Origin of the sequence: Halosimplex salinum (assembly GCF_003730195.1) — an archaeon.
Taxonomy (GTDB): Archaea; Halobacteriota; Halobacteria; order Halobacteriales; family Haloarculaceae; genus Halosimplex; species Halosimplex salinum.
Genome location: NZ_QWGG01000003.1, coordinates 114,811 through 133,293 on the forward strand (window position 1 = coordinate 114,811; position 18,483 = coordinate 133,293).

Below are 18,483 nucleotides of genomic sequence, written 5' to 3' on the forward strand. Positions count from 1 at the left end.
TAAGCCGTGACTCCCCGACCTGCCATCGATGACACTCCGACACACCGCGCTCCGCGTCGAGGACGTCGAGACGAGCGTCGCCTTCTACGAGGACCTGCTGGGCTACGAGGTGCTCCGCGAGTTCGAGACGGACGACGGCACCCGGAACGTCTTCGTGGGCGACCCGGCCGACGAGGACACCGACGACCCCGCCGCGATCCAGTTCGTCGAGGCCGACGGTCCCGTGGAGACGGGCGACTTCGAGCACGTCGCGCTCACCGTCGACGACGTGGACGCCGCCCTCGCGGGCCTCGACGACGACCGCATCGACGACGGACCGATCACGATGGAGGAGTTCGACTCCCGCGTCGCGTTCGTCACCGGACCGGAGGGCTGGGGCGTCGAACTCGTCGAGGACCTGTAGGGCCGGCCGGCCACGCTTTTGGCCTCCGCCGTCGAAGCGCTCGCATGGACGACTCCGTTCGAACGCGCGCGAAGCGACTGTTCTGGGAGCGCCACGCCAACCCCTGGAGCGGGTGGACCCGGACGGTGACGCTCCCCGCGCTCGTCCACGCCGTGTTCGCCCGACGCTGGCGACTGCTCGTCGCGACGGTCCTCTTCACGCTGTTGAATCCGCTGCTGTTCCCGAAACCCGAGGACGCCGACGCGTGGATGACGAAGGTCGTGCTGGCCGAGCGCCGCTGGCGCGAGACCGACGACGACCTCGGCGCGCTCCACGTCCTCAACGTCGGCAACGCGCTGGCGACGCTGTACGCGCTCTACGCGGCCTACCGACGGGACGTCGGGGGCGCGACCGTCGCGACGGCGCTGGCGATGACGCTGAAGTTCGCGTTCGTCGCGGCGCTCGTCCGGCGCTACGAGGGCGACCTGTCGCTGGACGCGTACGACAGGTCCGCGTCGTAGGGGTTTTCGTCCCTGCGACCCGACGAGCGAGCATGGACGCAGAGCTCCGGGCAGGGATCGCCGTCTACAACGCGGGCCACTACCACGGCGCTCACGACGCGTGGGAGGAAGTGTGGCTCGACCTGCCCGACGGCGACGACGAGCGGTTCCTCCACGGGCTCATCCAGTTCACCGCCGCCGTCTACCACGCCCGCGAGCGCAACTGGTCGGGCGCGACCGGCCTCGCCGACAGCGCCGGCGACTACCTCGCCGACCTCCCCGCCGACTACCGCGGCGTGAACGTCGGGACCGTCCGCGACTACCTCGCCGGCCTCGCCCGCGACCCCGAGCGCATCGAACGGCGGCGGCCGCCCCGACTCACGTTCGAGGGCGACCCGCTCGCGCTCGAAGACCTCGACTTCGAGGCGTCGGCGGTCGCCGCCGAACTGCTGGCCGAGGAGCGAGGGTACGACGAGGAGACGATCGAGCGGGCGACCCGGTACGCTCGCGCGGACCTGGCCGACGGAGACGACGGGAGCGAGTTCGTCACCTTCCTGCTGGACTTCGTCCGCGACCCCGAACACCGCGGCATCGTCGTCCAGCGCCTCTCCGAACACGTCGACCGCCGGAGACACCGCGAGGCGGACGTCGACGGCCTGTTCGAGGAGCGCTAGCCCGTTAGCCCGCGGTCGCTCGCGACGAACGGTTTTGAGTGGTGGACTCCTAGGCGAACGCATGCCAGAACACGGTGACGATTCGAACGAGGAGTCACGGGGCGACGCGGCGTCGACCGACGAGACGTTCGAGTCCGAACGAACGGCGACGCGGTCCGAGGCCGCCGCCGTCCTCCGCGGGCTCGCCGACGGCGTCGACGCGGGCGCCGTCAGCATCGGGACCGGCGAAGACGCGCTCACCGCGGCGCTCCCGGACGAGTTCGACTTCGAAGTCGAGTACGAGCGCGAGGACGGGGCCGCCGAGATCGAGGTCGAACTGGAGTGGGCGACCGAGGACGAACCCGCCGAGGAACGGGCCGCGACGTCCGGCGAACCGATCGAGGAGGGCGACTCCGGCGAGGGGGACTCGAGCGAGGGCGAGGGTGAGTTCGATAGCGACGAGGGCGACACCGACGACGAGGACGGCGACAGCGAGTCGGCCGGTGGAGACGACCGACCGGCCGTCGAGACGGCGACGGTCCAGTCGGCCAGCGGGGACGGCCCGACTGCGGGCGACGACGCGGACGAACCAGAACCCGACGCTGGACCGACACCGACCGTGGAGGCGGCGGCGCCGCTGGCGAGTCAGGCGCGGTTCGAGGTGTTCCGCGACCGCGCGGCCGAGTGGCGCTGGCGGCTCGTCCACCGGAACGGGAACGTCATCGCGTCCAGCGGCGAGGGCTACACTCGCAAGCACAACGCCGAGAAAGGGATGCGAAGCGTGATGCGGAACGCGGGGGACGCGGACGTCGTCGAGGAGTGAACGTGGGGCGGGGCGGCGGGCGTCGGCTGGACGAAACGAGTTCTAGTCGACGACGATCCGTCGCCCGCTGCAGTTGTGTTTGAACTCCGTGTCACCGCAGTCCGGGCACTCGTCCCTGACCGGCGCGACCGAACTGGCGTCGGGGACCGCCCGCACGAAGTTCCCGCAGGAACAGCACATCACCATCTCCATCTTACGACCCTCCGACACCGACCGGGGTGCGGGTTGTCCGGGCCATCTACCGTCCCACCTGGAGTCGCTCGCCCCGGAGCGCGGCCTCACCTCGATACGCGACGGTGCCGTCGTCGACGTCGTAGTCGACGAGTCCCGCCTCGTCGAGTTTCGGGAGGTGGACGTGGTGCAACCGGACCTCGGTCGTATCGACGGCCTCGGTCGACGGCGCGCCGGACGCCTCCCGGGCGACCAGTTCGCGCGCGAGGGCGTCGCGCTCGACGCGCCCGGAACTGGATTCGAGGACGGCGAGGACGGCCCGGCGGTCGCCCGTCAGGCACGAGGAGACGCCGTCCCAGTCGCCGTCCGCGCGGACGAGCGAGTCGAACCGGGCGTCGTCGAAGAGCGGGTGGTCGGTGGGAGCCACCGTCTCGTCGGTCTGCTCCCACGAGACGAGCCCCGCGTCCTCGAGCGCGGGCAGGTGCGCGTGGTACAGCTCCGATCGGATCGCTCGGACCTCCTCCGACGAGACGGACGCGGCCGTCGTGTTCCGTTCGGCCGCCGCGAGTTCCGTCGCGAGTTCCCGCTCCGTCACCGACCCGGACACGTTGGCCAGCGAAGCCAGAACGTCCCGCCGCCGCGCGTCGGTGAGCACGTCGATCGACTGGGAACTGAGCCGCGCCGTCGGGGTTTCGCCCATGCTGTTCATCGTATCCCTGTCTTCACTACCACGGGGGAAGTAGAGTCCCCCTAAGCATTTTGGACCGGGCCGGTCCGCCGGTCTCCCGGTAGGCGTCCGCGGGGTCAGTCGGACTCCGACTCGGAATCGGCGTCGGGATCGGGGTCAGGCTCCGACTCGGAGTCAGCGTCGGAGTCGGAGTCAGAATCAGTGCCGGGGTCCGGCTCGAGCGACGTCCAGCCGGCCGAGGCGTCGTCGTCGGCCTCCTCGCGAAACAGGGCCTCGAACAGTTTCCGCTCGGCCGCACGGAGGTGCTGGGTGAACGTCGCGGCGGAGACGCCGAGACGGTCGGCGACCTCCTCGCCGGTGCTCGTCCGCGGCCAGTCGAAGAAGCCGGCGAACACCGCCGTCTCGACCGCAGCGTGCTGTTTCTCAGTGAGGCGGTTCTCGACGACGGCCGCGGCGCTGTCGACGCCGGAGTCGTCCCGCTGGACCGTTCGCTGCGCGCGCGGCTCGGCCGTGGGACAGTGTTCCTCGACGAGCTCGATCAGCTGGCGCCGCTCGCGTCCGCGCGGGAACTCGGTGACGAAGCGGAACTCGCCGTCCTCGAGAGTGGCCCGCGAGAGCCGTCCCCCGTGCGTCGCGATGGCCGACACCAGCGAGTTGGCGGCGTCGGTGGTGAGTTCGAACTCGTACTCGTCGTCGCCCATCGAGAGGAGTCTGAAGTCGTCGACCACGTCCACTTGCCGGGCCGCGTCGCCGAACGCCTCCCGGGCGACGCCGTCGACCCGCCCGTAAGCGACGACGCCCTCGTCGCTACGGACGACGGACTCCACCTCGACCGCGGACTCGCCGTCGGCCGTGAGCGCGGCCAGTTCCGTCGCGACCCCCGTGACCCCGAACTCGAGTTCGAGGACGGCCTCGCTGGCCAGTGCGTCCCTGCGGTCGACGGCGGTGATCGCGTGCCCGATCACCTCGCCGAGGCGGGCCAGCACCTCCGCCTCCGGCTCGGTGAACGCGTTCGGCGAATCGGCGTAGACGCCCAGGAGGCCGTAGAAGAGGTCCCCGTGGGCGATGGGAACCGCCGCCACGGACTGGAACCCGCGCGCCGCTGCCCGGTCGCGCCAGCGCTCGAAGTCCGGGTCCGTCTGCACGTCCTGGACGACCTGGACCGACCGCGTCCGAACGGCTCTCGCGCCCGGCCCCTCCGTGTCCGCGCCGTCGTCGAGGGAGATCGTGACCTCGTCGAGATACCCCGCTTCGACGCCGGCCGAGACTCTGGGCGTGACCGTTTCGGTCGACCGGTTCAGGCCGCCGATCCAGGCGAACCGATACCCGTCGGACTCGACGAAGCGGTCGCAGACCGCCTGTTCGAGGTCCTCGCGCGTGTCCGTCGTGATGACGGCGTGGGTGACGTCCTGGCTGATCCGGTTGAGGCGGTTGAGCGCCTCCAGCTGTTCGAGCTGTCGGGCCCGCTCGCGCTCCTGCCGGTTGCGTTCGATCGCGTGGTGGACCGAGCGCACCAGCAGGTCGCTCGTCACCTCGTCTTTCACGAGGTAGTCCTGCGCACCGCGCTCGACCGCTTCGATACCCGCCTCCTCGTCGCGCAGCCCCGTGAGGACGACGGTCGGGACGAACTCCGTCGCGTCGAGCACCCGTTCGAGCGTCTCCAGTCCGGTGCTGTCCGGGAGTCCGAGGTCGAGGAGCAACACGTCGACGTCGCCGTCGCCGTCGGAGAGGCGGTCGAGGCCGTCGGAGAGAGTCGTCTCGTGGCGGATCCGCGACCCGTCCGCGGCGGACGCGCTCCCGACTCGCTGGTGCAGGCTGCCGGCCTCGCCGAACATCTCCTCGATGAGGCGGGCGTCGCCCGGGTTGTCCTCGATCAGGAGGACCTCGAGTTCGTCCGTGGACATCAGTCCACCTCCTCCGGCGGGAGGGTGACGACCTCGAGCCAGAACGTCTGGAAGCGCCGGATCGTCTCGATGAACTCCGTCGGGTCGACCGGTTTGGTGAGGTAGGCGTTCGCGTTGAGTTCGTACGACCTGACCACGTCCTCCTCGGCCTCCGAACTGGTCAGGACGATGACGGGGAGACAGGAGAGCTCCTCGTCGTCTCTGACCTCCGTGAGGACCTCTTCGCCGCTCTTCCGCGGGAGGTTGAGATCGAGGAGTACGACGTCCGGGCGCGGCGCTTCGGCGTAGTCACTGCGCTGGTGGAGGAAGTCGAGGGCCTCGACGCCGTCGCCCACGACGTGAAGCGTGTTCGAGATGTTGTCCCCCTCGAACGCTTCCCGGGTGAGCCTGACGTCGCCGGGGTTGTCCTCGACGAGCAGGATGTCGGCCGGAGCGATAGTTCGCTCACTCATCGTCGTCCACCGGTGCTGGAAGCGTGAACGAAAAGGTTGCGCCTTCGCCCGGTTCCGACTCCACCCAGATGTCGCCGCCGTGCCGCTCGACGATGCGCTCACAGAGCGCCAGCCCGATCCCCGACCCGGCGTGTTCCTCCCCGTCGTGCAGGCGCTGGAACACCTGGAAGGCGCGGTCGGCCTCGTCCGGGTCGAGCCCGATCCCCTCGTCGTGGACGGAGACGACGTGTTCGTCGTCCCGGCGCTCGGTCGAGAGACGGATACGCGGGCGCTCGTCGCCGCTGTACTCGATCGCGTTGTCGATCAGATTCTGGAACACCTGACGCAACTGCCCCCTGTCGCCTTCGACACGCGGCAGCGGCTCGGTCGACAGCGCCGCGTCGCTCTCGTCGATCTTGACCGAGAGGTCGTCACGGACCTCCACCAGCACGTCGTCGAGGGCGACCGGTTCGAAGGGGTCGCCCCGCGTCTCGACGCGCGAATACTCGAGCAGTCCGTCTATCATGTCGCGCATGCGGTCGGCGCCGTCGACGGCGAACTCGAGGAACTCTCGGCCATCGTCGTCGAGTTCGTCACCGTACCGGCTCTCGATCAGCTGGAGGTAGCTGGAGACCATCCGCAGGGGCTCCTGCAGGTCGTGGGAGGCGGCGTAGGCGAACTGTTCGAGGCGCTCGTTGGACTCCTCCAGCATCCGCTCGTACTCGCGGCGCTCGGTGATGTCCTGCGCGAAACTCAGCCCGGCGAATATCTCGCCCTCGGCGTCGCGAAGCGGCGTCGCCCACACCCGCCAGTGCCGGCCGCCGAACTCGGTGGTGGTGCTGTCGGTCTCGCCGTCCGCGACGGCCGCCCGGAACAGGGGTTCGAGGTCCGCGACGGTGTCGTCGGGGAAGAGGTCGGGCATCGACTCGCCCTCCATCCGGTCCGCGGCGGGGAGGACGTCGTCGGTCTTGGCGCCCGCGGCGAGCGTGTAGCGGAGGTCGCGGTCGTAGACGCCGACCGCGCCGTTGGGGAAGTGCTCGGCGAGCGTCCGGTAGCGCCGCTCGGACTCCTCGAGTTTCCGCTCGCGCTCCCTGCGCTCAGAGATGTCGCGGACGACGCCGACGCGCTGTTCGACCCCCTCCTCGGTCTCCAGCGTCGCGAACGTCGCCTCGGCCGGGAGTCGGTCGCCGTCGGCCGTCTCCAGTTGCGCTTCGAGCGCCGGGCTGTCCCCGGGCCCGTCCCGCGCCGCCGACTCCGCCCGGCGCGCCTTCTCGACGACCGCTTCGTCGACGACGAGCGAGGCGTGCTCGCCGACCAGTTCCTCCGGTTCGTAGCCGAGCATCTCGGCGTACGCCTCGTTGACCATCGTGAACCGGCCGTCGTCGTCTTTCACGTAGATGCCGTCGTCGATCGTCTCGACGATGGTCTCGTAGCGCCGCAGTTCCCGCTCGCGCTCCTTGCGCTCCGTGACGTCGACCAGATAGCCGAGGAAGTGAGTGATCTCGCCGGACTCGTCGCGGACGACCTTGGTCGTGTCCTCCACCCAGCGCACGTCGCCGTCGCTCGTCTTCACCCGGTAGGGCTCGTGGCTGAACCGCTGGGTCGTCTCGTCGCTGTGCTCCTCGACTTCCGCGGCAATGCGGTCGATCTCCTCGTCGAGGAGGAGGTCCGTGTACGGCACGTCTCCCGACTGGAGCGCCTCGGGGTCGTAGCCGAACACGTCAGCGACGTTCTCGGAGACGTACTCGACCGGCCAGCCCGGTTCGTTCTCCCACCGGAAGACGACCGCCGGTCCCTCCGTGAACATGTCGCGCTCCTCCGCGAGCCGTCGCTCGGCGCGTTTGCGCTCCGTGACGTCGATGACGACCCCTTCGAGCCCGACGAGGTCGCCGTCTTCGTAGCGCCCGCGGCCGCGTTCCTGGACCCAGCGGCGCTCGCCGTCGGCCGTCTCGATGCGGTAGGTCACGAGGAAGGTCCCGTCGGCGTCGAGCCCCCGCTGGACCTCCGTCCAGAGCCGCTCGCGGTCCGCGTCCACGACCACGTCGGCCCCGAACGAGAGGTCGCCGCGTTCGAACGCCGCCGGGTCGTGTCCGGTGAGGTCGTGACACCCCTCGCTGACGAACTCCATCGGCCACCCGCGTTCGTTCCGACAGCGGTACACCATCCCCGGGACGTTCGCCATCAGCGTCGAGAGCTGGCGCTCCTGCTCCGCGAGCCGCTGTTCGCGCTCCTTGCGCTCGGTGACCTCCCGGAAGTACACCGAGAGCCCGCTCTCGGAGGGGTACGCCGACACCTCGAACCAGGCGTCGATGGGGTCCGGGTAGTACTCCTCGAAGGAGACGGTCTCCTGGTCGTACATCGCTCGCTCGTACGCCGTCTCGAACGCTCGCCCGACGGCCTCCGGGAACGCGTCCCAGACGGTCTCGCCGACGAGCGACCGCCCCTCCGAGCCGATCAGGTCCTCCGCGTGGTCGTTGAGGTACGTGAACCGCCACTCCTCGTCCAGCGCGAAGAACCCGTCCGAGATGCGACCGTACACCTCGTCGAGCCGGCTCTTCGTCTCCTCGCTCTCGACGGCCGACGCGACGACGGTAGCGACGGTCCGCAGGAAGGTCGCGTCACCGTCCGCGAACGCGTCCGGCTCGGTCGCATAGACGCCGATAACCCCCCACGGCGGGGCGAGCGGTCCGACGCTGACAGCGATCCCGTTCTCGACGCCGCCCTCGACGAGGCGGTCGGCTCCGTCGAACCGGTCGTCGGCGGACAGGTCGTCGACGAGGACAGGGGTCTCCGAATCCAGCGCCAGACCCGCCGGTGAGTCGGACTCGGCCGAGCGCGTCGCCGACTCGACCCGCTCCCCGGGTTCCCCGGCGTCGGCCGCGACGTCGAATCGGCCGTCGACCGGGTCGAGTTCGAGGACTTCGCAGTAGTCGGCGTCGAGCGCCTCGACGACGACGGTCGCCGCGTCGTGCAACACCTCGTCGAGTCCGTCCGTCTCCAGCGCCCGCTGCCCGAGCTCGGCAACGGCCTCCTGCTGTCGGGTCAGCCGCTGGAGTTCGGCGTCGCGTCGCGGAGAAGAACTCATGACGGAACTCCAGACGTCCCTCGCTCGTAAGGATTCCGCCGGCACGGTCGTGTCGGTCGCCTCCGCTCCGGGATCGATGCGCCCGGACCCGTCGACGGACTTGAACCGGTGGCGCCCGTAGCGCCGACATGGAGTCGAACGTCGGCGGTCGCGACCGCATCGCTCGCGCAGTACTCGCAGTCGTCCTCTCCGTCGTCGCGGTGAAGGCACTGGCCGGCGGCAACCGCTCGCGAGGGGCGCTCGCGGGCGTCGCCGCGCTCGGACTCGGAGTCAACGCCGTGACCTGCTTCTGCGGGCTGAACCGGGCGCTCGGGATCGATACGGCGGAGTGACGGTCCCGGCCGGCGCCGGCCGGCACTCGCCCCCAGAGAAAAGTGTTATCCGTGTCCTGACTATGGTATAGTCGTGCCCACCTGCCAGAACTGCGACTCCGTCGTCACCGAATCGTACGTCCGGGTCTTCGCACCGAACGGGATGAATCGGCCGCGAGTCTGCCCGAACTGCGAGGACAAGACCCGGGAGAAGGGCGGCGTTCGCAACAAGCGGAACTGATCGGGAACCAGGCGCAGACGAACCCAGCGCGGACAACGGGGGACGTATCTCGGTTTTTGCGGACTCTCTTAGCGTGACTCGCCAGCGGCGCACTCGTCGCCGTCCCGCTTGACGGAGTTTCCCTGTGGCTCGTAGCCGAGGCCCTCCCCGGCAGGCTCCAGCGAGTAGTACTTGCGGTCGTTGTCGGAGGCGCCGACAGACTCGCTTCGCTCACGGCTGGCGCCGTTCGCTCACGTCGCGGTCTCCCGCTGATCGGCCGCGCAGCGCTCGCCCGTCGAGCCCTCGCTCGCTACGCTCCCGAGGATGCCGTAGACGATCTCGAAGCCGAATGCAGGGAAATCAGTCGCCGTTACTCCGCGTCGACGACCTTCTCGTCGGCGTCCCACTCGGCGGAGTTGTCCTGCGGGTCGTAACCGAGGACCTCGCGGGCGCGCTCGATGGAGTAGTACTTCCGGTCGTTGTCGGAGATGCCGTAGACGATCTCGAAGCCGTAGTCCGCTTCGAGCGCGCAGCGGTGGATGCGGGCGCAGTCGGGGTAGGAGAGCCACATGGCCTGGCCGCGCTCGTAGTCGATCGGCGGGTGGCCCTTCGTGAGGTTGCCGATGCGGATGTTGCAGACGGCGATGTCGTACTCGTCGTGGTAGTAGCGACCGAGGACCTCGCCGGCGGCCTTCGAGACGCCGTAGTGGTTGCCCGGGCGCGGGAACTCGGTCCCGTCGAGGCGGAACTCGTCGTCTTTGCGGTACATGTCCGGCGTGCGGTCGTCGGTTTCGTAGGCGCCGACGGCGTGGTTCGAGGAGGCGAAGACGAACTTCTCGACGTCCGCCTCGACGGCAGCCTCGTACATCTTCTCCGTGCCGTCGATGTTGTTCGCGAGGACGGAGTCCCACGGCGCGCTCGGGCGCGGGTCGCCGGCGAGGTGGATGACGGCCCCCACGCCGTCCATCGCCTCGGCGACTGTCTCCTCGTCGGTCACGTCCCCGATCAGGTACTCGTGGTCGGGCTCCTCGTCCGGCGGACTGTGCAGGAGGAGTTTCCACTCGTACTCGTCTTCGAGCCCCTGGAGTACGGCCCGCCCGACGCGCCCACCCGCACCAGTGAGTAAGACCGGCTCGTCCATTCAGGTGAACCCTTGCGACCGGTCAGTAAGTAAGATACGATTCCACCCAGTGCGTGTCACGACAGCGACAGACGCGCCGGGGAGGCACCTCGTCGCCCGCGGCCGACACTGATTACTCCCGGGCGACCCAGCGGCCGGTATGGACGCCACGGACGCCGAGACGGCCTGCTTCGAGGCGGGCATCAAGTTCGGCTCGCTGTACCACCAGTTCGCCGGAACGCCCGTCAGCCCGTCGAGCGCGGACAGCATCGCCCGCGCCATGGAGGAGGCCATCGAGAACCAGCCCCACTGCGAGTCGGTCACCGTCGACGTACTGACCGGCGAACTCGAGAACGAACTCGCCGACTCGACGGCCGACTACACGGAGCTGACCGGTCGGTTCCTCGAAGTCGAGATGGTGATCGACTACGAGGGCCACGAGGTCCACACGCGCATGGACGTACAGGACGGCTACCCGCTCATGCGCGTCGAAGACGTCCGGTCCAGGGACTGACGGCCGAACTACCGGGGTGCGAACACGTCGGAGCGCCGAACGGACCACGAAAGATATGTGACTGGACCGAGAACCCGGCTCGCATGTCCCTCGCTGCCCTGAACGACATCGACGACGCCATCGAGGCGACCAAACGGTTCCTCACGCCGTTCGACCGCGTCCGGTGGTTCCGGCTCGCGGTCGTGATGTTCTTCGTCGGCGGTGCCGGCCTCTCCTTCCCCGGGACGCCGACGAGTTTCGGCGGCGACCCCGGCACCGGGGAGCCGACGACCGGCGGCCCCGACATCACGCCGGAGTTGACCGGTGAGCTGATCGCCTTGATCCTCGGGGTCGTCGCCCTCGGTATCGCCGCCTACCTGCTGTACTCCGTCGTCGCCGCGACGATGGAGTTCGTCTTCGTCGGGTCGCTGCGCGACGAGGAGGTCCGCCTCCGGCGCAGCGTCAAGCGGTACTGGCGCAAGGGCGCCCGACTGTTCGTCTTCCGCTTCGCCACCTGGATCCTGACGACCGCGGTCGCGGGTGGGAGCCTGATCGGTCTCGGAACCGCGATGGGCGGGTGGCCGCCGACGGAGTGGAGCGACGGAACGATTCTCCTGATGATCTTCCTCGGGGTCGGCGTGTTCCTGCTCGTCGCGCTCGTCGTCGGCACGTTCCTCGGGTTCACGACGATGTTCGTGGTGCCGGTGATGCTCCGCGAGGACCGTGGTGTCATCGGTGCGTGGCGGCGGTTCTGGCCGACGCTGACCGGGAACTGGCTGGAGTTCCTCGCCTACCTGTTCGTCAGCTTCCTCCTCTCGATCGCCGTCGGGATCGCGGTGAGTTTCCTGCTCGTGTTGCTGGCGGTCGCGATCGCGGTCCCGTTCCTCGTCGTCGGGGTGCCGCTCGTGCTGGTTCTCGGCTTCTCCGGCGCGGGCGGAATCGTCGCCATCGTGCTCTTCCTCGCCTACCTCCTCCTGCTGTTCGTCGGGGCGCTCCTCTTCCAGGTCCCCTTCCAGACGTTCCTGCGGTACTACGCGCTGCTCGTCCTCGGCGACGTGAACGAGGAGTTCGACGTGGTGCCCGACGCCCGCGCCGCAGTCCGCGCGGACGGCGGCGAAGACGGCACTGACGACACCGGCGCGGTCGACGACACCGACGACGGGCCGGACGACGCCGACGATGGGTCGGGCCGCGCGGGCGCCAGCGACGGAGACGGACCGTCCGACGACGACGCGGGCTGGAATCTCGACGACGAGGACGAGTGGGGCGACAGGGACGGCCGCTCGTGACGAAGCCGACGGTCCCGCGGCGGCACGGGGCGGTCGCGGCGGCACGGGGCGGTCGCGGCGCCACGGGGAGGTCGCGGCAGTCACGGCGGTCGCGGAGTTCGTCCGCTTCGCCGCGATCGATAGCGGCGGATCGTAACTGATCGGCCGGGTCCACGGTATCGCCGCTCTCCACACGTCTCCCGTCGATCTCCACTTTCGCTTCGAGGCTCGTTTTTAAACCAGCGGGGGCCGAAGGAAGAGACATGAGTCAATCGACGCTCGACGACGACGAGCTCTTCGAGGACGCGGCGAGCGAGATGCGCGAGGACGTCGAGGCGAGCCTGGCCGAGGCACGCGCGGCGCTGCCCGAGGCCGACGCCATCTGGGACGTCGACGCCGACAACACGCTGGGCGTGCTCAACGCGCTCCGGTCGGCACTCGACGTCGAGGACGCCGAGGACAGGCTCCGCGACGCCAAGAAGTGGTACACCATGGGCGAACGCGCGGACGCCTTCGAGGACGCCGACGACCTCGCCGAGGAGATCGAGGACATCGAGGACGTGCTCGACGACGTGACCGAGGCCCACGAGCAGGTCAGCGACCTCGCGAGCACGGTGCCCCAGCTCCGGAGCGCGCTGGAGGAGTTCGCCGAGGAAGCGGACGAAGCGGACGAAGCCGAAGAGGACGCCGACGAAGCGGAGACGGACGCAGACGCGGACGAAGCCGAAGCCGAGGCCTGAGCCGGCCACCAGTCCGACGACTGCGAGTGGGCGGACTCGCTCGCCGTCAGCGGTCCGGTCGCGAGACCCGTCCGGTCGCGACGCGGTCCAGCAGCGTCGCCAGTTTTGCCGCCGCTCGCTCCCGGAGCCACGCGCCGAGTTCGGCGTTCCCGGCGCGGGGGTCGCCGACCGCGCCGTTCTCGGAGAACTCCGCCGAGTCGTAGGCGAGGTTCGTGCCGCTGACCCACTCGCCCCAGGCGTCGGCGGCGCCCGCCGCCGCGTCGTCCAGGCGGTCCTCGCGGATCAGGTCGGGCGCCACCGCGCGCACGAGTGCCGTCTCGACCGGGCCGCCGTGACCCATCCGAACCTCGTCGAGGTCGACCGGGGGCGCGTCGGGGTCGCCCGTCCAGTCCGCGTCGAGCGAGACGGCGTCGAACCAGGTGAACGGGACCGCGTAGGCGTCGTCGTGGCGGGTGATCCGCCCGCAGACCTCGCGGAGGGGCGCGACGTTGCCGCCGTGGCCGTTGACGACGACGACGCGGTCCCAGCCGTGGTGTGCGAGGCTGGCGACCGTCTCGCGCACGTAGTCGCGGAACGTGTCCTCGCTCACCCAGAGCGTGCCCGCGAAGTGGCGGTGTTCCTCGGCGACGCCGACCGGGACCGCGGGGGCGACGACGACCTCGCTGTCGTACGCCTCGGCGCCTGCGTCGGCGATCGCCTCGGCCGCCAGCGCGTCGGTTCCGAGCGGTGCGTGGGGGCCGTGCTGTTCGGTGCTGCCGACGGGCAGGATCGCGAGATCCGTCTCGACGGCGTCGGCGTCCGTCCACGTGGACTCCGAGAGATGCATACCGGCCGGTGGCGCGGCCGACGGTTAAGCGGTGCGGAGCGACGGGTTCGTGCGGTCGGTGGTGCGAGGTGAACGCCGTCGACGGCCGGGTCAGGCCGACTCGTCGCGGTTCCAGGCGCTCGGCTCGACGCCCAGCGACTTGACGATCGGGCGATACACGGCGACGACGGCGATCACGATCGCGAGTTCCACCCAGAACCCGATCTCACCGAACGCGGATCGGACGACCGCGAGGACGACCGTCACGACGAGCAGGATCGCGGCGTAGTGACCGACGAGTTCGAGGAGCTGCCGTTTGTCTACCATGCCGGCGCTACGGTGCTGTGACACAAAAACGGTGGTATCGGCGAACGCGGCCGACACGCCCGGGACCGAAGCGGTCGGTGGTGTCGCTCGCTCGAAGGACGGGGCCGGGTGCTACACCAGCGTGTCCGGGCGTGTCGCGAGGTACTCGAAGACGGCGCCGAGGCCGATCCCGTAGACCCAGTGGGCGACGAGCGTGACGGCGAGATAGCCGACGAGGGCCAGTCCGGTGAACCCGTCGTAGAAGGCGAAGACGAACCCGGTCCACAGGGCGGTACCGAAGTAGATCCCGTGAACGGGGTCGCGTGCGCCCGGCAGGTAGTCCTTGAGCGACGCGAACAGCAGCGGCCACGGGAACATCCCGGCGAGGACGAACAGGACGTACCCGGCGGTCACCTCGGGGAGCACGCCGTCGAGGCCGACCATGCTCGTGACCGTCGCGAACGACGACCGCGAGAACACGCCGAACGACTCCCCGATGAGCAGGACGACCGTCATCAGCGCCGTCCCGACGAGCCCCCCGGCCGCGCCGACGACGCCGTCCGCGAAGATGCCGAACAACCGGTCGAACTCGTCGTCGACGACCGACGGATCGTCGAACTCCTCGTCCTCGACTGTTCGGTCGTCGAGTTCGCCTGTGTCTGCCATGTCACCACGTACCACCCCGGCAAGCAAAAACCCTCGGGGATGGTTCCGAAACCGAATCGGTTCGTCTCCCTGATAAACACGTGTGAACGTCCCCCAAACGATAAGACCGGGTGGGTCGTTGGTGATCGAACATGGAAGAAGCTGGTGGACCTGCGGTCGGCGACGCGGTCCTGGCCGGCACCAGCGGGATCCGGGCGCCGGCGGAGGTGTTCAACAGCATCTTCGTCGTGTTCCTCGGTCTCGGGACACTGGTCGGGGTCGTCGTCATCTCCTACACGCTGTACAACGCCTACAAGTACCGCTACCGCGAGGACGAGGACCCCGCGCCGGAGATGGAGCGACCGGAGCTGGGGGAACTGCCCGAGAGCGGGGGCAAGGGCAAGAAGCTCTTCCTCTCGTTCGGTATCAGCGCGCTCATCGTCCTCTCGCTGGTCATCTGGACGTACGCCTCGTTGCTGTACGTCGAGGGGAAACCCGCGGAGGCCCAGCAGAACGGCGTCGAGGTCCTCGACGTCGAGGTGGACGGCTTCCGGTTCGGGTGGCAGTTCACCTACCCGAACGGCGCGCAGACGGCCGAACTCCGGGTGCCGGCCGACAGGATGGTGAACTTATCGGTGACGTCACAGGACGTGTTCCACAACTTCGGGATACCCGAGCTCAGGATAAAGTCCGACGCGATCCCCGGGCAGACCACGAACACCTGGTTCGTCGCCGAGGAGACGGGCACCTACCAGGCGAACTGCTACGAGATCTGCGGCGAGGGCCACTCCGGCATGACCACGAAAGTCCACGTGATGGAGCCCGAGGCGTACCAGGAGTGGTACGAGGGCACGGAGGGCACGGAGAGCGCGGGGAACGAGACCGCCGGCGGCGAGGACCACGCGCTGACCGGACCTGACGAGCGCGATGCACCCGGCGCGCTCGTCCCCGCCCGCGCGGGAGGTGTGCCATGAGTCACGGTGAGGCCGACGGCCACGACGCCGGCGGGCACGACTTCCCGCCGATGAGTTCGGTCAAGCGGTGGTTCGTGACGACCAACCACAAGGACATCGGCATCCTCTACACGATCACGGCGCTGTTCTTCCTTGTCCTCGGCGGCGTGCTCGCCCTCCTGATGCGCGTCCAGCTGTGGGGCCCCGGGGAGAGCATCCTCAGCGCCGGCGCGTACAACCAGGCCGTCTCCGCGCACGGTCTGCTGATGGTGTTCTGGTTCATCTCGCCGTTCGCCTTCGGCTTCGCGAACTACGTCGTCCCCCTCCAGATCGGGGCGGACGACCTCGCGTTCCCGCGACTGAACGCGATGAGCTACTGGGCGTACCTGTTCTCGGGCCTGCTGTTCATCGCCTCGTTCTTCCAGGGCGGCACCTTCGACGGCGGCTGGACGATGTACGCGCCGCTGAACGTCCCGACGTATATGCCGAACGTCGGCGGCACGACCGTCGTGCTCGCGCTGATCATGTTCGTCGCGGCGGTGACGATGGGGTCGGTGAACTTCCTGACGACGATGTACCGGATGCGCGCGGAGGGGCTGCGGATGCGCGACCTCCCGATGTTCTCGATGTCGATCCTGCTGACGGTGTGGATGATGCTCTTCGCCTTCGCCGCGCTGCTGGCGGCGCTGCTGATCCTCGGCGCCCAGCACCTGATCGGGGTCAACTACTTCAACACCGACGGGGGGACGCTGCTGTGGACCCACCTGTTCTGGTTCTTCGGCCACCCCGAGGTGTACATCGTCTTCTTCCCCGCGCTGGGGATCATGGCCGAGTGCTTCCAGACGTTCACCGGCCACCGCATCGTCGGGCGCAAGTGGTTCGTCCTCGCGATGGTGCTCGTGGCGCTCCAGAGCTTCGTCGTCTGGATGCACCACATGTTCCTCACGGGGATCAACCTCGAGATCAAGACCCTGTTCATGGTCACGACCATCGGCATCTCGCTGCCGTTCGACCTGATGGTCTTCTCGCTGATCTACACGATGATCAAGGGACGCATCAGGTTCACGACGCCGTTCCTGTTCTCGCTGGGCGCGCTCATCCTGTTCATCATCGGCGGCATCACCGGGGTGTTTCTCGGCGCGGTCGTCCTCGACTACGAGTTCCGGGGCACCTACTGGGTCGTCGCCCACTTCCACTACGTGATGGTGGGCGGCGCGACCGGCCTGTTCGCGGGCGTGTACTACTGGTTCCCGAAGATGACCGGGCGGATGTACGACGAGTTCCTCGGGAAACTCCACTTCGGGCTGTACTTCGTCGGGTTCAACCTGCTGTACTTCCCGATGTTCGGCGCGTGGGAGACGCCGCGGCGCGTCTTCGACTACGCGCTCCCGCTGGGCACGTGGCACAAGGTCGCCACCATCGGCGGGTTCCTGCTCGGGGCCTCCTTCCTCGTCATGTTCTACAACCTGTTCAAGAGCGTCGCCGTCGGCGAGGAGGTCGGCGACAACCCCTGGGAGTACGGGACCACGGCGGAGTGGGCGGTCTCCTCGCCCCCGCCGCTGGAGAACTTCGAGGGCAAACCGAGCTACGCGAGCGGGAAGCTCTCCTTCCGCGACGAACCCGAACTGACCGCCGACGGCAGCGGCGACGGCGGGCCGGGCGGGAACCCCTCCCCTGACGGCGGACTCGCGAGTAGCGCGAGTGAGAGCTCGTCAGACCGACGATCTGACGGCGGCGTCCGAGCGGAAAGTGCGACGGCCGGCGGCGAAGCGCTGGTTACCGGCCCCGAGGCGGTCGCTCCCAGCGCGACGGGCGCGGCGGCCGCACACGAGACCGAGGAGCCACACGCCGACCACGCGAGCATCTGGCCGTTCGTCATCGGCCTGGCCGGATTCCTCACGTTCCTCGGCGTCTCCGGCGTCCAGAACGGCGGCGCCTACTACTGGCTGACCGGGAGCGGCGGCGTACTGAGCGCGGTCGGGTTCGTCGGCCTCGCACGCGAGCCGTTCCACGTGCCGGAACCGACGGTGGCGGAGCAGTGGCCGTTCGAAGGCGTCGAGAACATGAAACTGGGGATGTGGACGTTCCTGGCCTCAGACGTCGTGCTGTTCGGCGGGTTCATCGGCTCGTACCTGTTCCTGCGGGTCGCCAACGGCTGGACCCACTGGCACCACGCGTTCGTCCCCGAGGCGCACGTCACGTTCCCCGGGCTGGTCAACACGTACCTGCTGCTGGCGAGCAGTTTCGCGGTCGTGCTCGGACTGGTCGCGGCGCACAGGAACAGCAGGCGGGGCGTCGTCGCCGCCCTCTCGGTGACGTGGCTGCTGGGCGTCGGCTTCCTGATCAACAAGGGACTGGAGTGGCAGCACCTGTTCCACATCTCGACGGAGGCGTTCCCGAACGGCTGGAACGTGGGGACGAACGTCGCCTCGTCGACGTTCTACCTGACGACCGGGCTCCACGGCGCCCACGTCGTCGTCGGCCTGGTCATGCTCATGTACATGATCCCGCGGGCGATGAACGGCGCGTACCTCGGGGACGACGAGACGTCCATCGAGTACTTCGGCCTGTACTGGCACTTCGTGGACATCGTCTGGCTGTTCCTCTTCCCCCTCTTCTACATCCTCTAGGTGACCACCAATGACACGACTCAAACTGTACTCGGCGATATTCGTGGTACTGATGGCGCTGTCGACCACGCAGGCACTCGTCGAACGGACGGGCATGGTCGACTTCGGCGACCCGGACGCCTACTGGATGGCCTTCGGGATCATCCTCACGCTGTCGTTCGTGAAGGCGACGTTCGTCGCGACCTACTACATGCACCTCCGGTGGGAACCCCGTTCGGTGACCTACCTGTTCCTGGGCGGGCTGTTCGTCGCGCTCGCGCTCACGACCGCCGCGGCCTACTCGATCCTGTAGGCCGGCGGTCTGCGATCCCCGTGGCCCGCCTCCCAAGCCGAACTCGTTCGGGACCGATCGCCA

21 protein-coding genes are annotated in these 18,483 nt (G+C 68.8%); 12 read left to right on the forward strand and 9 right to left on the reverse strand.

Features of this window, described 5'->3' with window-relative positions; all coding sequences use genetic code 11:
- Positions 1 to 28 precede the first annotated feature (28 nt).
- The 4 genes from D1409_RS08895 (at position 29) to D1409_RS08910 (ending at position 2,358) form a co-directional block, all read left to right on the forward strand.
- Positions 29 to 403: a VOC family protein gene (locus D1409_RS08895; RefSeq protein WP_123536231.1), complete on the forward strand. Its 375-nt coding sequence runs from the start codon at positions 29 to 31 to the stop codon at positions 401 to 403.
- 44 nt (positions 404 to 447) lie between these two features.
- Positions 448 to 903 carry a DUF6653 family protein gene (locus tag D1409_RS08900; protein ID WP_123536233.1) on the forward strand — a complete coding sequence of 152 codons (456 nt, stop codon included), beginning with the start codon at positions 448 to 450 and terminating at the stop codon, positions 901 to 903.
- 32 nt (positions 904 to 935) lie between these two features.
- Positions 936 to 1,556, forward strand: a complete 621-nt coding sequence (locus D1409_RS08905) for a DUF309 domain-containing protein (protein WP_123536235.1) — start codon at positions 936 to 938, stop codon at positions 1,554 to 1,556.
- A 61-nt stretch (positions 1,557 to 1,617) separates the two neighbouring features.
- Complete coding sequence (locus D1409_RS08910; RefSeq protein WP_123536237.1) at positions 1,618 to 2,358, forward strand: HVO_2922 family protein; 741 nt, start codon at positions 1,618 to 1,620, stop codon at positions 2,356 to 2,358.
- Between the two features lie 42 nt (positions 2,359 to 2,400).
- On the opposite strand, the gene D1409_RS24425 is transcribed toward D1409_RS08910, so the two are convergent.
- The 5 genes from D1409_RS24425 to D1409_RS08930 form a co-directional block, all read right to left on the reverse strand.
- On the reverse strand, positions 2,401 to 2,550 hold the full coding sequence (locus tag D1409_RS24425) for a hypothetical protein (RefSeq protein ID WP_164471617.1): 150 nt from the start codon (positions 2,548 to 2,550) through the stop codon (positions 2,401 to 2,403).
- Between the two features lie 46 nt (positions 2,551 to 2,596).
- Positions 2,597 to 3,238 carry a DUF7344 domain-containing protein gene (locus D1409_RS08915; RefSeq protein WP_123536239.1) on the reverse strand — a complete coding sequence of 214 codons (642 nt, stop codon included), beginning with the start codon at positions 3,236 to 3,238 and terminating at the stop codon, positions 2,597 to 2,599.
- A 95-nt stretch (positions 3,239 to 3,333) separates the two neighbouring features.
- Positions 3,334 to 5,121, reverse strand: coding sequence for a bacterio-opsin activator domain-containing protein (locus tag D1409_RS08920; protein ID WP_123536240.1), 1,788 nt, complete (start codon positions 5,119 to 5,121; stop codon positions 3,334 to 3,336).
- Entirely contained in the window at positions 5,121 to 5,573 is a 453-nt protein-coding gene (locus tag D1409_RS08925) for a response regulator (protein WP_123536242.1), read from the reverse strand. The genes D1409_RS08920 and D1409_RS08925 overlap by 1 nt, the downstream gene beginning before the upstream one ends.
- Positions 5,566 to 8,637, reverse strand: coding sequence for a PAS domain S-box protein (locus D1409_RS08930; RefSeq protein WP_123536244.1), 3,072 nt, complete (start codon positions 8,635 to 8,637; stop codon positions 5,566 to 5,568). The genes D1409_RS08925 and D1409_RS08930 overlap by 8 nt, the downstream gene beginning before the upstream one ends.
- Before the next feature lie 128 nt (positions 8,638 to 8,765).
- Between D1409_RS08930 and D1409_RS08935 the strand changes: the two genes are divergently transcribed.
- Together D1409_RS08935 and D1409_RS24430 are read left to right on the forward strand one after the other, a co-directional pair.
- Complete coding sequence (locus D1409_RS08935) at positions 8,766 to 8,969, forward strand: YgaP family membrane protein (protein ID WP_123536246.1); 204 nt, start codon at positions 8,766 to 8,768, stop codon at positions 8,967 to 8,969.
- Positions 8,970 to 9,042: 73 nt separating this feature from the next.
- Positions 9,043 to 9,189, forward strand: coding sequence for a DUF7563 family protein (locus tag D1409_RS24430; RefSeq protein WP_164471618.1), 147 nt, complete (start codon positions 9,043 to 9,045; stop codon positions 9,187 to 9,189).
- Positions 9,190 to 9,538: 349 nt separating this feature from the next.
- Here D1409_RS24430 and azf read toward each other — a convergent pair whose 3' ends face one another.
- Positions 9,539 to 10,309 (reverse strand): NAD-dependent glucose-6-phosphate dehydrogenase Azf, encoded by a 771-nt coding sequence (gene azf / locus D1409_RS08945; RefSeq protein ID WP_123536248.1) that lies wholly within the window; start codon positions 10,307 to 10,309, stop codon positions 9,539 to 9,541.
- Between the two features lie 139 nt (positions 10,310 to 10,448).
- Between azf and D1409_RS08950 the strand changes: the two genes are divergently transcribed.
- The 3 genes from D1409_RS08950 (at position 10,449) to D1409_RS08960 (ending at position 12,789) form a co-directional block, all read left to right on the forward strand.
- Entirely contained in the window at positions 10,449 to 10,802 is a 354-nt protein-coding gene (locus D1409_RS08950) for a dihydroneopterin aldolase family protein (protein WP_123536250.1), read from the forward strand.
- An 83-nt stretch (positions 10,803 to 10,885) separates the two neighbouring features.
- Positions 10,886 to 12,070 (forward strand): DUF7544 domain-containing protein, encoded by a 1,185-nt coding sequence (locus D1409_RS08955; RefSeq protein WP_123536252.1) that lies wholly within the window; start codon positions 10,886 to 10,888, stop codon positions 12,068 to 12,070.
- Positions 12,071 to 12,312: 242 nt separating this feature from the next.
- A complete protein-coding gene (locus D1409_RS08960; protein ID WP_123536254.1) occupies positions 12,313 to 12,789 on the forward strand; it encodes a DUF5790 family protein in 477 nt (158 codons plus the stop codon).
- 46 nt (positions 12,790 to 12,835) lie between these two features.
- On the opposite strand, the gene D1409_RS08965 is transcribed toward D1409_RS08960, so the two are convergent.
- From D1409_RS08965 to D1409_RS08975, 3 genes are all read right to left on the reverse strand, one after another.
- Positions 12,836 to 13,615 carry a creatininase family protein gene (locus tag D1409_RS08965; RefSeq protein ID WP_123536257.1) on the reverse strand — a complete coding sequence of 260 codons (780 nt, stop codon included), beginning with the start codon at positions 13,613 to 13,615 and terminating at the stop codon, positions 12,836 to 12,838.
- Positions 13,616 to 13,705: 90 nt separating this feature from the next.
- A complete protein-coding gene (locus tag D1409_RS08970) occupies positions 13,706 to 13,921 on the reverse strand; it encodes a hypothetical protein (protein ID WP_123536259.1) in 216 nt (71 codons plus the stop codon).
- A 111-nt stretch (positions 13,922 to 14,032) separates the two neighbouring features.
- Positions 14,033 to 14,566, reverse strand: a complete 534-nt coding sequence (locus tag D1409_RS08975; protein WP_123536261.1) for a DUF6789 family protein — start codon at positions 14,564 to 14,566, stop codon at positions 14,033 to 14,035.
- Positions 14,567 to 14,697: 131 nt separating this feature from the next.
- Between D1409_RS08975 and coxB the strand changes: the two genes are divergently transcribed.
- From coxB to D1409_RS08990, 3 genes are read left to right on the forward strand one after another with little or no spacing between them, the layout of a single operon-like run.
- Positions 14,698 to 15,519: a cytochrome c oxidase subunit II gene (gene coxB / locus D1409_RS08980; RefSeq protein ID WP_123536263.1), complete on the forward strand. Its 822-nt coding sequence runs from the start codon at positions 14,698 to 14,700 to the stop codon at positions 15,517 to 15,519.
- Entirely contained in the window at positions 15,516 to 18,128 is a 2,613-nt protein-coding gene (locus D1409_RS08985) for a cbb3-type cytochrome c oxidase subunit I (RefSeq protein ID WP_123536264.1), read from the forward strand. The genes coxB and D1409_RS08985 overlap by 4 nt, the downstream gene beginning before the upstream one ends.
- A 10-nt stretch (positions 18,129 to 18,138) precedes the next feature.
- The gene (locus tag D1409_RS08990; RefSeq protein WP_123536266.1) at positions 18,139 to 18,420 is read left to right on the forward strand and encodes a cytochrome C oxidase subunit IV family protein; all 282 of its coding nucleotides are present in this window, start codon (positions 18,139 to 18,141) and stop codon (positions 18,418 to 18,420) included.
- The last annotated feature ends 63 nt before the right edge of the window (positions 18,421 to 18,483 follow it).

Excerpts from the sequence above, each read along its gene's own strand:
- D1409_RS08905 (WP_123536235.1), top strand. The coding sequence starts at position 936 with ATGGACGCAGAGCTCCGGGCAGGGATCGCCGTCTACAACGCGGGCCAC.
- D1409_RS08970 (WP_123536259.1), bottom strand. The coding sequence starts at position 13,921 with ATGGTAGACAAACGGCAGCTCCTCGAACTCGTCGGTCACTACGCCGCG.
- D1409_RS08935 (WP_123536246.1), top strand. The coding sequence starts at position 8,766 with ATGGAGTCGAACGTCGGCGGTCGCGACCGCATCGCTCGCGCAGTACTC.
- D1409_RS08925 (WP_123536242.1), bottom strand. The coding sequence starts at position 5,573 with ATGAGTGAGCGAACTATCGCTCCGGCCGACATCCTGCTCGTCGAGGAC.
- D1409_RS08965 (WP_123536257.1), bottom strand. The coding sequence starts at position 13,615 with ATGCATCTCTCGGAGTCCACGTGGACGGACGCCGACGCCGTCGAGACG.
- azf (WP_123536248.1), bottom strand. The coding sequence starts at position 10,309 with ATGGACGAGCCGGTCTTACTCACTGGTGCGGGTGGGCGCGTCGGGCGG.
- D1409_RS08930 (WP_123536244.1), bottom strand. The coding sequence starts at position 8,637 with ATGAGTTCTTCTCCGCGACGCGACGCCGAACTCCAGCGGCTGACCCGA.
- D1409_RS08975 (WP_123536261.1), bottom strand. The coding sequence starts at position 14,566 with ATGGCAGACACAGGCGAACTCGACGACCGAACAGTCGAGGACGAGGAG.
- coxB (WP_123536263.1), top strand. The coding sequence starts at position 14,698 with ATGGAAGAAGCTGGTGGACCTGCGGTCGGCGACGCGGTCCTGGCCGGC.
- D1409_RS08990 (WP_123536266.1), top strand. The coding sequence starts at position 18,139 with ATGACACGACTCAAACTGTACTCGGCGATATTCGTGGTACTGATGGCG.
- D1409_RS24425 (WP_164471617.1), bottom strand. The coding sequence starts at position 2,550 with ATGGAGATGGTGATGTGCTGTTCCTGCGGGAACTTCGTGCGGGCGGTC.
- D1409_RS08910 (WP_123536237.1), top strand. The coding sequence starts at position 1,618 with ATGCCAGAACACGGTGACGATTCGAACGAGGAGTCACGGGGCGACGCG.
- D1409_RS08915 (WP_123536239.1), bottom strand. The coding sequence starts at position 3,238 with ATGAACAGCATGGGCGAAACCCCGACGGCGCGGCTCAGTTCCCAGTCG.
- D1409_RS08955 (WP_123536252.1), top strand. The coding sequence starts at position 10,886 with ATGTCCCTCGCTGCCCTGAACGACATCGACGACGCCATCGAGGCGACC.
- D1409_RS08900 (WP_123536233.1), top strand. The coding sequence starts at position 448 with ATGGACGACTCCGTTCGAACGCGCGCGAAGCGACTGTTCTGGGAGCGC.
- D1409_RS08950 (WP_123536250.1), top strand. The coding sequence starts at position 10,449 with ATGGACGCCACGGACGCCGAGACGGCCTGCTTCGAGGCGGGCATCAAG.
- D1409_RS08920 (WP_123536240.1), bottom strand. The coding sequence starts at position 5,121 with ATGTCCACGGACGAACTCGAGGTCCTCCTGATCGAGGACAACCCGGGC.
- D1409_RS08960 (WP_123536254.1), top strand. The coding sequence starts at position 12,313 with ATGAGTCAATCGACGCTCGACGACGACGAGCTCTTCGAGGACGCGGCG.
- D1409_RS08895 (WP_123536231.1), top strand. The coding sequence starts at position 29 with ATGACACTCCGACACACCGCGCTCCGCGTCGAGGACGTCGAGACGAGC.
- D1409_RS08985 (WP_123536264.1), top strand. The coding sequence starts at position 15,516 with ATGAGTCACGGTGAGGCCGACGGCCACGACGCCGGCGGGCACGACTTC.